This is a genomic window from Amycolatopsis sp. NPDC051128, from assembly GCF_040682715.1.
In the GTDB taxonomy this organism is placed as follows: domain Bacteria; phylum Actinomycetota; class Actinomycetes; order Mycobacteriales; family Pseudonocardiaceae; genus Amycolatopsis.
In genome coordinates this window covers 284,061-294,371 of the sequence record NZ_JBFBBN010000005.1, presented here as the reverse complement: position 1 = coordinate 294,371, position 10,311 = coordinate 284,061, and the positions used below count along the sequence as shown (strand labels likewise).

Below are 10,311 nucleotides of genomic sequence, written 5' to 3'. Positions count from 1 at the left end.
ACGACGGCGCAGTCCCGGACCGCGGGATGGCTCATCAACGCCTGTTCGACCTCGGCGGAATAGACGTTGAACCCGCCACTGATGATCATGTCCTTCTCCTGAAACCGGGCCAATCGGGCCAATCGGGCAGCTCGGAGGGACCAAAGACCTTCGTGGCGCCGACGTCCGGCCGCAGCCCGCGCGGGTGTCCGCTTCGTACCGTCGAAGCATGGCGGACAGGAAGAAGTCGCGGATCCCGCGCGCGGTCTACGAGCGGGAGCTGCTGCGGCTGCAGGCCGAGCTGGTCAAGCTCCAGGAGTGGGTGCGCCACGAAGGCATCCGCCTGGTCGTGGTGTTCGAGGGCCGCGACGCCGCCGGCAAGGGCAGCACCATCAAGCGCGTCACCGAGCACCTGAACCCGCGCGTGGTGCGGATCGCGGCGCTGCCGAGCCCGACCGAGCGCGAGCGCACGCAGTGGTACTTCCAGCGCTACATCGAGCACCTGCCCGCGGCGGGCGAGATCGTGCTGTTCGATCGCAGCTGGTACAACCGCGCCGGCGTCGAGCGCGTGATGGGGTTCTGCACCCCCGAGGAGCACCGCCGCTTCCTGCAGCAAACCCCGATCTTCGAGCGCCTGCTCGTCGACGACGGCATCCTGCTGCGCAAGTACTGGTTCTCCGTCAGCCTCGACGAGCAGGAACGGCGGTTCCGGGCCCGGATCGACGATCCGATGCGCCGCTGGAAGCTCTCGCCCGTCGACCTGCGGTCCGTGACCCATTGGGAGGACTACTCGCGGGCGAAGGACGACATGTTCGTGCACACCGACACCGCGGAATCTCCCTGGCATGTGGTGGAAAGCGAGGAGAAGCGGCGCGGGCGGCTGAACATGATCGCGCACCTGCTCTCCAGCGTGCCCTACCACGAGGTGTCCCGCCCAGCGGTTTCGCTGCCGCCGCGCCCCGAGCCGACCGGCTACTTCCGGCCCGACCGGCGGCTGCAGACCTACGTTCCCGATCACGCGGCGACCCTGTTGCCGCGCTGAACCGACCGAAGGAAGTCATGGACGACAAGGAAAAGGCCGCCATCGAAGCCGAGGCGCGTCGTGACGTCGCCGAGCGCGGACGTCGTGGGCCGAAGCTGGGCCGCTATCTGTACGCGGCCGAGCACCACGCGATCAAGGAGAACGAAGAGGACGTCGTCCCGGACGACGAGCCGCAGCGGCCGGTGGGCGGGCGTCAGTCCTGATCGGTCCGTGCGTAGGCCGCGAGCGCCCGCTTCCGGGCGTTCGCGGCGATGGTTCGCACGAGGGCGGTGTGCACGGAACCGATGGCCGGCCGCGAGAGCCGCCAGTACCGGCGGAACTTCAGCCGGCTCTCCGGATCGGTCATCGCGACCCGCGTGTGCACCGTCAGCAGTGTGCGGTGCGGGCCGTACGGGAGGGTCAATACGGCCATGACGATCTTCCCGTAGCCGGGCTCTTCGAAGCCCGCGAAGTCGTCGGTCTCGACGCGGCGCCACGGGATCACCGGCTTCCAGAACTTGCCCGCGACACCCAGCGCGAACTCGCTGCCCGGCCGGTCGCCGAGCAGGGTCCATTCCGACCCGGTGTCGAGGTCGTCGGCGGTGAGCCGGGTCGGTTTCCGCGGTGGGCCGTGCCGCCGGTCGCGCCACCGTTCGGGCAGCGTGCGCACCCAGCCGGCGGCGGACACGATCCCGCCGCGGATGTCGGTGAAGTCGAGTTCGCGCGCCGCGGCGTAGGTCTCCTTCACCGGCGCGTCCACGACGGCGGTGCGCACCAGCTCGAAGTGCGGGTGCGGCAGGAAGTGGTCGATGAGCAGATCGGTGTCGGTCATGGAAACCAGGGTCCGCGTCCCGCGGTCGCGGAACAGGCGGATTTGGTCCCCGGCGAAAGGGACTTCGTGCTCTGACCCGTGAGTACGTCCCCCCGCGATGCTGGCCACGAGACCCCGCAGGAGGAGGCACCGATGACCGGAACCACGACCCGCCCGGTGGTCGCCGGGGTGGACGCCTCGCCGACCGCGCTCGCAGCGATGCGCTGGGCGGCCGCGGAATCGGTGCGCCGGGACACGACGCTGCGGCTGCTGCACGCCTGCGTCTTCGAAGACGGACGACCCCGCGCCCACGACGACTCCGAGCTGCTGCTGGAGCACGTCCACCGCTTCCTTCACCGCGCCGCGGAGGTCGCTCGTGAGCAGGCGCCCGGGGTGCGGGTCGAGACCCAGGTCCGGCTCGGGCTCGCGGTCGACCTGCTGCTCGCGGAGTCCGCCGACGCGGCGCTGGTCGTCCTCGGCTCGCACGGCCTCGGTGGCTTGCGCGGCGCACTGATCGGCTCGGTCGCCCTGCGGGTCGCGGCCGGGGCCTCCTGCCCCGTCGTCGTCGTGCCCGAGCACCGGCCCACCCGGACGGGGCCGATCGTCGTCGGCCTCGACCCGTCGAGCTCGAGCGAACAGGGCCTGCGGTTCGCCCTCGAGGAAGCCACCGCGATGCGGGCCCGGGTGCTGGTCGTGCACGCCTGGCACACCGGTGACGGCCTCGCCGAGCAGCGGGAGCTGGAAGCGCACCTCGCGGACTGGGCCCGCAAGTACCCGGCGCTGGAGATCACGGCCCAGGCGCTGCGGGCCCGTAGCCCGGCCCGCGCCCTGCTGGCCGCCGCTCCCGAAGCCCGGCTGATCGTCGTGGGCACCCGCGGCCGCGGCCCGGTCGCCGGCGGGGTCCTGGGCTCGACCGGAAATACCTTGCTCGCGCACGCGCCCTGTCCGGTCGCGGTCGTGCACTGAACGGAAACGAGGGAACCGCCATGAAGGCACGCGACATCATGACCAGGCCGGTCGTGCGGGTCGGCCCGGGAACGCCGGTCCGCGAAGCCATCGTGCTGCTCACCGAGCACCGCGTCGCGGCCCTGCCGGTGGTGGGGGCCGAAGATGCCTTGCTCGGCATGTTCACCGAGGCCGACGCGCTCCGCAGCGGCGTCGCCGGAGAGGGCCCGGCGCCACACGTCCTGGTGGGCTCCGTGATGACCACACCGGCCGAGACGGTGGCTCTCGACACCGACGTCACCGAGATCGCCCGGCGGATGCTGGGCGACCGGCTGCGCAGCATCCCGGTGGTCGACGACGGTGTGCTCGTCGGCATCGTCAGCCGCCGCGACATGCTCAGCCCGCTGGTGCGCCAGGACGATTCGATCGCCTCGCACCTCAACGCGCTGCTGTCCGACTACTCCGGTCACCGCGACCGCTGGACGATCTCCGTCACGGGCGGCGTGGTGACGATCCGCGGCGCCTTCACCGACGAGGCCGAACGCCGGGTCGTGACGGCGCTGGCGAAGACCGTCCACGGCATCGTCGGCGTCGAACTCTGGGAAGAAGCGACGGTGACGACATGAAGATCCTCGTCGCGGTGGCCACCCGGCATGGCGCCACCAGGGAGATCGCCGAGAACGTTGCCACCGCGGTCGGCTCCGCGCTGACCGACGCCGGGGCGTGGGCACAGGTCGAGGTCCGCGACGCGGGCCTGGTGCACTCGGTCGAGGGCTTCGACGCCGTGATCCTCGGTAGCGCCGTCTACATGGGACACTGGCTGGAGCCGGCCAGGAAGCTCGCCGAGTCCTTTTCGGACGAACTCCGCCGCGTGCCGGTCTGGCTCTTCTCCAGCGGCCCGATCGGTGAGCAGGACAAGCCGGCCGAAGAGCCGGTCGCGGTCGAGGACCTGGTCCAGCGACTCGGAGCCCGCGGGCACCGGCTGTTCGGCGGGAAGCTCGACCGCCACGCGCTGCACTTCCCGGAACGCGCCGTCGTGGCGGCCCTGCGGGTCGCGGACGGCGACAACCGGGACTGGCCGTCGATCCGGGCCTGGGGCCGGGAGATCGGTTCCAGCCTGGCCCCAGGCGTGAGGAGCACGTCATGACCACTCCGAAGGAGCAGGCCGCCGAAGAACGGGCCCGGACCCGTTTCGCCCGGGTCCACCGTCTCATCCACAAGGAGGACGGTCATGTCCGGCTTTCCTGAAGGCGCGGTGGTCGCCGGGATCGACGGCTCGAGCTCGGCGGTGCGCGCCGCGGTGTGGGCCGGGTCCGAAGCCCTTCGCCGCGGGCGTCCGCTGCGGCTGGTGCAGATCTACGCCCTGCCGCCGGTGAACGCGCCGATGGCTTTCGGCACCCACGACCAGGTGCGGGCCGGTTTGGCCGAACGAGCCGAAGGGTGGCTCACCGACGCCCGGACCGCGGTGCTCGCCGAACACCCCGGCCTGGAGGTCACCACGGCGGCCCGGGAATGGAGCCCGGTCACCGCCCTGGTCCAGGAGTCGCAGCACGCGGAGCTGGTGGTGCTGGGTTCGCGCGGGCTGGGCGGGTTCACCGGCCTGCTCGTCGGCTCGACCGCCGTCGCGGTGGTCGCGCACGCACTCTGCCCGATCGTGGTCGTCCGCGGCCGGAAGCCGCACGACCCGCCGCCGGACACCGGACCGGTGCTCGTCGGCGCCGACGGCTCGCCCGACAGCGACGCCGCGATCGCGTTCGCCTGCGAGGAAGCGCGGCTGCGCGGCACCCGGCTCGTCGCGGTGCACACCTGGAGCGACGTGCTCGCCGACGGCATGCTGCGGCCGCACCCGCTGGAGGAGGATCCGGCCGCGATCGAGCGCGTCGAACGGGACAAGCTCGCCCACCAGTTCGCCGGCTGGCAGACGAAGTACCCCGACCTGCCGATCGAGCTCGACGTCGCGCGCGGGCGGCCGGTGCGGACGCTGCTGGAGCGCGGCGAGCACGCGCAGCTGATCGTGGTGGGCTGCCGCGGCCGTGGTGGGTTCACCGGCATGTTGCTCGGCTCGACGAGCCAGGCACTGATCGCGCACTCGCCGTGCCCGGTGGCGGTCGTCCGGCCTGGCAGGAGTGACCACCCGGCGGAGCGGGGACCGGCTGACGCCACGGCCACGAACGTTCGTCCTTTGTGGACGTAGCCGGCCGAAGGGACGTAAGTCCTCGCGACCGGTGACCGACGCCAGCGGTGCCCCGGGCCTGGCCTTCCTAGGTTGGAAGGTGACACGAAAGGAGCCTCCGATGCGCGCACGCGACCTGATGACCGCGCCGGTGATCACTGTGCAGCCGTGGACGTCCGCCAAGGAGGCGGCCGAGCTGCTGTCCAGGCACGGCTTCACCGCGCTTCCCGTGGTCGACGACGACGAGCGCCTGATCGGCATCGTCACCGAAGCCGACCTGATCCGCGGCCGGATCCCCGCCGACCCCCGGCACGCCCACGAACACCGCGAAGCCGCCGTCGCGGGCAAGACGGTCGGGGATCTGATGACCAGTCCGGCTACCGCCATGAGCGCCGGCACCGACGTCGCCGACCTGTGTCAGGCCCTGGTGGACGCCCGGATCCGGGCGATGCCGATCGTCGACGGTTCGGCCGTCGTCGGCATCGTCACCCGCGGCGACGTCGTGCGCATGCTCGCGCGGGAGGACACCGACATCGCCCGGGACGTCAAGCACCGGCTGGAGATCTACGGCGGCAGCGGCCGCTGGCAGATCGACGTCCACGACGGCTATGTCCACATCGCCGACCAGTTCGACGACGACACCGACCGGCACGTCGCCAAGCTGCTGGCACTGGCCGTGCCCGGCGTCGTCGCCGCCGACACCGCCTACGCGGGCGAGGAGCAGAACCGATGAGCGCCATCGACCCGAGGATCACCGTCGGCGTGGACGGCTCGGCGGGTTCGACCGCCGCCGTCGCGTGGGCGGCGGAGATCGCCTCTCTGCGCCACCTCGAACTCCGGATCGTGCACGGCCTGCAGGTCACCGGCCTCTACTACGGCGGGGGCATGACCGGGATGGGCGCGGCCGCGCTGTTCGAGGCGGTCCAGGCCGACGGCGAACGCGCCATCGCCGACGCCCGCACCCTGGCCGCGTCGATCGACAAGGATCTGGTCGTCACGACGGAACTGCCGAACGAGCCGCCGGTGCCGATGCTGATCGACGAGTCCCGGCACGCGCGGCTGCTCGTCGTGGGCCGGAGCGGCACCGGCGGGTTCGCCGACATGCTGCTCGGGGGTACCGCGGCTTCGGTCGCGAGCCACGCGCACGGCCCGGTGGCGGTCGTCCGTGGCCGCTCCGACGGTACCGTCCCCGAAGCCGGGCCGGTCGTGGCCGGTGTCGACGGCAGCCCGAACAGCGAGCAGGCGATCGCCGTCGCGTTCGAGGAAGCGTCGCTGCGCGGTGTGCCACTGGTCGCGGTGCACGCCTGGAACGACGTCACCTACGAGGACACTCGCGGGACCGTCCGCATCCTCACCCAGCCCGAAGCGCTGGAAGAGGGCGAGGAGCGGCTGCTGACCGAGCGGCTGGCCGGCTGGTCGGAGAAGTACCCCGACGTCGAGGTCCGCCGTCTCCTGGTCCACGACCGGCCACGGCACGCTCTGCTCGAAGAGAGCAAGATGGCCCAGCTGGTCGTCGTCGGCAGCCGCGGCCGCGGCGGCTTCACCGGGATGCTGCTGGGCTCGACCAGCCAGGCGCTGGTCCAGCACGCCCAGTGCCCGGTGCTCGTCGTCCGCCCGGACCGGAAGAAGTGACCGCCCTCGACGATCGTGTCGCGCAGCCCCAAGGGCTGGAGCGGTCCGTCCGTTGTGGACGGCTGCCAGGTGCCCGCTCCGGGAGCGACTCGACGCCGACCGCGGAAGCATCGGGCCCGGGGCATCTTCGGCGTGAGGGTCCTTGGTCACTTCCCGGACGGTCTCGGGACCCTGCCGATCGGGGCCCCGTGGTCGTACTCTGAGCTCCGTCGTACTTTCCGCTGCGCAGGAGGTCGGAGATGCTCCGGGTCTTTCTCGTCGACGACCACGAGGTCGTCCGCCGTGGCGTCGCCGACCTGCTGGACGAGGACGAGGAGCTGACCGTGGTCGGCCAGGCCGGCAGTGTGTCGCAGGCCTTGGCCCGGATCCCGGCGCTCAACCCCGACGTGGCGGTGCTGGACGTCCGGCTGCCCGACGGCAACGGCATCGAACTGGCCCGTGAGCTGCGCTCGAAGCTGCCCGAACTCAAGTGCCTGATGTTGACGTCCTACACCGACGAGCAGGCGATGCTGGATGCGGTGATGGCCGGGGCGAGCGGGTTCGTGATCAAGGACATCAAGGGCATGGACCTGGTTTCGGCGGTGCGTGAGGTCGGGGCGGGCAAGTCGCTGCTCGACGCGCACGCGGCCGCGGCGCTGATGGCCAAGCTGCGGGACAGCCAGACCAAAAAGGGCCCGCTGGCCGACCTCTCGGACCAGGAGAAGAAGCTGCTTGAGCTGATCGGTGAGGGACTGACCAACCGGCAGATCTCGGAGCGGATGTTCCTGGCCGAGAAGACGGTCAAGAACTACGTCTCGCGGTTGCTCACCAAGCTGGGGATGGAGCGGCGGACTCAGGCCGCCGTGCTCGCCACCGAGCTGCGCAACCAAGGGAACTAGGCGCTCGTCCGCTCCGGCTCCAACAGGACGTCGTCCAGGGACCGGCGTGGGGTCCACGGCACCGGTGCGCCGTGGCCGAGGCGCAGCACGATCTGTGGCCACAGCCCGCCGCCCAGCAGGGCCCGCAGCTCGCTGCGGACCGCGGGGACCTCGACCGGCTGGGAGATGAACGACGCGTCGAGCCCGGCGGCCGTGGCCGTCAGCAGGACGCGCTGCATCGCCTGGCCGGCTCGGATCCGGTCGGTCTTCGTGTCGTCGAAGGAACCGATGACCACGACCAGCGGCTCGGAAGAGCCGGTTCGGCCGCGCCGCCGGGCACCGAAGTCCCGCAGCACCCAGCCGCCGTCGTCCGAGGGCATCGCGCCCGCCGCGTACTCGGGAACGCCGTCCCGGCTGCCTGGGCCGCGGGCGGTCCAATACCGCCACTCGGCGACGAACGCCGGGTCGGAAATCTGCACCTGGTGGCTCTTGCGCACCAGCTCTCGCAGGCCTTCCAGCTGGTGTGCGTCCAGCCGCGGCAGCCACGCCTGCTCGACTTCGGCGGCGTGCCGCAGTTCGGCGACCAGCGGTGCGGGGACGACGTCCGTGCCGAACGGTGTCCGGTTCGTGTGACGGCGAGGGATCGCGTCGGCCAGGTGAACCAACCGGGGGTCGGGACGCCGGGCCGCGAACGGCCGGACGAGGGCCAGCAGCGTGGGGTCGTCGCGGCGCGGCAGCAGTGTGGTGGCCGGGTGCGCGCCCAAGGCGTTGATGGCGGTGCGCAGGTTGAACAGCGCGGCCCCGCAGGAGAGCAGCAGTTCCCGCCGGTCGGCGTCGGCCACGGGCAGGGCGCGGTCCGGGTCGGCGTGCAGTTCGATCCCCGCGGGGGTGCAGCGGAACCGCCACGGCTGCGTATTGTGCGTTGACGGCGCGAGCACCGCGGCGCCGATCACGGACTTCACCTGATCGACGTCCAGCAGGCCGATCGAGGTGATCGATAGTGTCATGGTTTCCCCTCTGGCACCGTTGGGCGGCACACTGTGGTTCCGAACGCTTCCTCCGACGGTCCCTCGCGTGGCGAGGCCGCCGAAAGGGGAGAAAGTCACCAGGGCGAGGTCGGAACGGACGGTGCGGAGGTCGTGGACACGGTGTCGGAGGACGGACCCGGGCAGCACTCGGAGGACAGGCCGAGGCGGATGGCGGGGACGCTCTCCGGGCTGCGGTTGCGCGAGGTGCTGCGTGACCTGCAGGACCGGATCGAGGTGCTGATCGGGACCCGGGACAAGATGGACGGCCTGCTCGACGCGGTGCTGGCCGTCGCGTCCGGGCTGGAGCTGGACACCACGCTGCGGCGCATCGTGCAGGCGGCGATCGAGCTCGGTGAGGCGAAGTACGGCGCCCTCGGGGTGCTCGCCGAGGACGGCTCCCTGTCCGAGTTCATCTACTTCGGGATCGACGACGAGACCCGCAGGCTGATCGGCGACCTGCCCGAAGGGCACGGCGTGCTGGGTGTGGTCATCGAGGAGGCGAAGCCGCTGCGGCTGGAGGAGATTTCCGCCCATCCGGCGTCGGTGGGCTTCCCGGCCCACCACCCGCCGATGCACTCCTTCCTCGGGGTCCCGGTGCGGGTGCGCGACGAGGTCTTCGGCCGGCTGTACCTGACCGAAAAGAAGAACGGCGAGCAGTTCACCGACGACGACGAGGTCGTCGTGCAGGCCCTGGCGGCCGCGGCCGGGATCGCGATCGAGAACGCGCACCTCTACGAGCAGGCGCGGGTGCGGCAGCAGTGGCTGGCCGCGACCAGTGAGGTGACGACCGAGCTGCTTGGCGGCACCGACCCGGCGGAGGCGCTCGACGTCATCGCCAGCCGGGCGCTGGAGCTGACCGGGTCGGACGTGACGATGCTCGCCCTGCCGAACTCCGGGCGGCTCGACGTCGACGAGGACTGGGGTGACGACGTCGACGACCTGACGGTGACCGTCTGCGCGGGGGTCCGGGCCGCCGAGCTGTCGGGTCTGCGCATCGACGTCGAAGGCAGTCTGCCCGGCGCGGTGTACCGGGACCGGACGCCGCGGAGCGTCCCGGAGCTGGAACTGGGGGACTACGCCTTCGGGCCGGCTCTGGTGGTGCCGCTGCGCGCGGGTGACCGCACGACCGGCGTGCTCGTCGCCGTCCGGGAGCCGGGAGCGGCGTCGTTCGAGTCGGCGCAGCTGTCGGTGGTGGCCTCTTTCGCCGATCAGGCGGCGCTGGCGCTGCAGCTGGCGGCGCAGCAGCGGGCGGCGCGGGAGCTGGACGTGCTCGGTGACCGCGACCGGATCGCCCGTGACCTGCACGACCACGTCATCCAGCGGCTGTTCGCGGTGGGCCTGTCGATGCAGAGCACCCAGCGACGGACCAAGTCACCCGAACTGCAGAAGCGGCTCGGGGACAGCATCGAGCAGATGCACGAGATCGTCCAGGAGATCCGCACGGCGATCTTCGACCTGCACGGCGGTGCGGCGGGGGAGACGGGATTGCGGTTGCGGCATCGGTTGCACGACGCGATCGCCGAGCTGACCGACGACGCGCCGTTGCACCCGACGATCAGCATGTCGGGCGCGATCGACACCCTGCCAACCCAGCTGGCTGAGCACGTCGAGGCGGTCGTGCGCGAAGGGGTCAGCAACGCGGTCCGGCACGCCGAAGCCTCGACGTTGTCCGTATCGATCGCGATGAAGGACGACATGATCCGCGTCGTGGTGGCCGACGACGGCAAGGGGTTGCCCGCCGACGTCTCGCCGAGCGGCCTCGGCAACCTCCGCGAGCGCGCCGAAGCCGTCGGCGGCTCGTTCTCGCTCACCGACGGGCCCGAGGGCGGCGTGCGGCTGGAATGGACCGCGCGCGTGGGATGACC

General features: G+C 71.6%; 12 protein-coding genes. 10 read left to right on the top strand and 2 right to left on the bottom strand.

What is annotated here, in order from left to right; all coding sequences use genetic code 11:
- Positions 1–208: 208 nt before the first annotated feature.
- Positions 209–1,021, top strand: coding sequence for a polyphosphate kinase 2 (gene ppk2, locus AB0M82_RS08980; RefSeq protein WP_364718919.1), 813 nt, complete (start codon positions 209–211; stop codon positions 1,019–1,021).
- A 17-nt stretch (positions 1,022–1,038) separates the two neighbouring features.
- Positions 1,039–1,224 (top strand): hypothetical protein, encoded by a 186-nt coding sequence (locus AB0M82_RS08975; protein WP_364718918.1) that lies wholly within the window; start codon positions 1,039–1,041, stop codon positions 1,222–1,224.
- Here AB0M82_RS08975 and AB0M82_RS08970 read toward each other — a convergent pair.
- The gene (locus AB0M82_RS08970) at positions 1,215–1,832 is read right to left on the bottom strand and encodes a hypothetical protein (protein WP_364718916.1); all 618 of its coding nucleotides are present in this window, start codon (positions 1,830–1,832) and stop codon (positions 1,215–1,217) included. The genes AB0M82_RS08975 and AB0M82_RS08970 overlap by 10 nt on opposite strands.
- A 132-nt stretch (positions 1,833–1,964) precedes the next feature.
- On the opposite strand from AB0M82_RS08970, the gene AB0M82_RS08965 reads away from it, so the two are divergent.
- From AB0M82_RS08965 to AB0M82_RS08935, 7 genes are all read left to right on the top strand, one after another.
- Positions 1,965–2,777, top strand: coding sequence for a universal stress protein (locus AB0M82_RS08965; RefSeq protein ID WP_364718914.1), 813 nt, complete (start codon positions 1,965–1,967; stop codon positions 2,775–2,777).
- A 20-nt stretch (positions 2,778–2,797) separates the two neighbouring features.
- A complete protein-coding gene (locus AB0M82_RS08960) occupies positions 2,798–3,382 on the top strand; it encodes a CBS domain-containing protein (RefSeq protein WP_364718912.1) in 585 nt (194 codons plus the stop codon).
- Positions 3,379–3,903 (top strand): flavodoxin domain-containing protein, encoded by a 525-nt coding sequence (locus tag AB0M82_RS08955; RefSeq protein WP_364718910.1) that lies wholly within the window; start codon positions 3,379–3,381, stop codon positions 3,901–3,903. Before AB0M82_RS08960 ends, AB0M82_RS08955 begins: the two co-directional genes overlap by 4 nt.
- Before the next feature lie 84 nt (positions 3,904–3,987).
- Complete coding sequence (locus AB0M82_RS08950; protein WP_364718909.1) at positions 3,988–4,950, top strand: universal stress protein; 963 nt, start codon at positions 3,988–3,990, stop codon at positions 4,948–4,950.
- A 100-nt stretch (positions 4,951–5,050) separates the two neighbouring features.
- Positions 5,051–5,662: a CBS domain-containing protein gene (locus AB0M82_RS08945; RefSeq protein ID WP_364718908.1), complete on the top strand. Its 612-nt coding sequence runs from the start codon at positions 5,051–5,053 to the stop codon at positions 5,660–5,662.
- Positions 5,659–6,561 carry a universal stress protein gene (locus AB0M82_RS08940; protein ID WP_364718906.1) on the top strand — a complete coding sequence of 301 codons (903 nt, stop codon included), beginning with the start codon at positions 5,659–5,661 and terminating at the stop codon, positions 6,559–6,561. The genes AB0M82_RS08945 and AB0M82_RS08940 overlap by 4 nt, the downstream gene beginning before the upstream one ends.
- Before the next feature lie 239 nt (positions 6,562–6,800).
- A complete protein-coding gene (locus AB0M82_RS08935) occupies positions 6,801–7,439 on the top strand; it encodes a response regulator transcription factor (RefSeq protein ID WP_364718905.1) in 639 nt (212 codons plus the stop codon).
- Here AB0M82_RS08935 and AB0M82_RS08930 read toward each other — a convergent pair.
- On the bottom strand, positions 7,436–8,425 hold the full coding sequence (locus AB0M82_RS08930; protein ID WP_364718903.1) for a hypothetical protein: 990 nt from the start codon (positions 8,423–8,425) through the stop codon (positions 7,436–7,438). The two genes, AB0M82_RS08935 and AB0M82_RS08930, sit on opposite strands and share 4 nt — an antisense overlap.
- A gap of 189 nt (positions 8,426–8,614) precedes the next feature.
- On the opposite strand from AB0M82_RS08930, the gene AB0M82_RS08925 reads away from it, so the two are divergent.
- Positions 8,615–10,309: a GAF domain-containing sensor histidine kinase gene (locus AB0M82_RS08925; protein WP_364718940.1), complete on the top strand. Its 1,695-nt coding sequence runs from the start codon at positions 8,615–8,617 to the stop codon at positions 10,307–10,309.
- Positions 10,310–10,311: the final 2 nt, after the last annotated feature.

Coding starts and splice junctions, on each gene's coding strand:
- AB0M82_RS08935 (WP_364718905.1), top strand. CDS start 6,801: ATGCTCCGGGTCTTTCTCGTCGACGACCACGAGGTCGTCCGCCGTGGC.
- AB0M82_RS08950 (WP_364718909.1), top strand. CDS start 3,988: ATGTCCGGCTTTCCTGAAGGCGCGGTGGTCGCCGGGATCGACGGCTCG.
- AB0M82_RS08945 (WP_364718908.1), top strand. CDS start 5,051: ATGCGCGCACGCGACCTGATGACCGCGCCGGTGATCACTGTGCAGCCG.
- AB0M82_RS08970 (WP_364718916.1), bottom strand. CDS start 1,832: ATGACCGACACCGATCTGCTCATCGACCACTTCCTGCCGCACCCGCAC.
- AB0M82_RS08975 (WP_364718918.1), top strand. CDS start 1,039: ATGGACGACAAGGAAAAGGCCGCCATCGAAGCCGAGGCGCGTCGTGAC.
- AB0M82_RS08955 (WP_364718910.1), top strand. CDS start 3,379: ATGAAGATCCTCGTCGCGGTGGCCACCCGGCATGGCGCCACCAGGGAG.
- ppk2 (WP_364718919.1), top strand. CDS start 209: ATGGCGGACAGGAAGAAGTCGCGGATCCCGCGCGCGGTCTACGAGCGG.
- AB0M82_RS08940 (WP_364718906.1), top strand. CDS start 5,659: ATGAGCGCCATCGACCCGAGGATCACCGTCGGCGTGGACGGCTCGGCG.
- AB0M82_RS08965 (WP_364718914.1), top strand. CDS start 1,965: ATGACCGGAACCACGACCCGCCCGGTGGTCGCCGGGGTGGACGCCTCG.
- AB0M82_RS08930 (WP_364718903.1), bottom strand. CDS start 8,425: ATGACACTATCGATCACCTCGATCGGCCTGCTGGACGTCGATCAGGTG.
- AB0M82_RS08925 (WP_364718940.1), top strand. CDS start 8,615: ATGGCGGGGACGCTCTCCGGGCTGCGGTTGCGCGAGGTGCTGCGTGAC.
- AB0M82_RS08960 (WP_364718912.1), top strand. CDS start 2,798: ATGAAGGCACGCGACATCATGACCAGGCCGGTCGTGCGGGTCGGCCCG.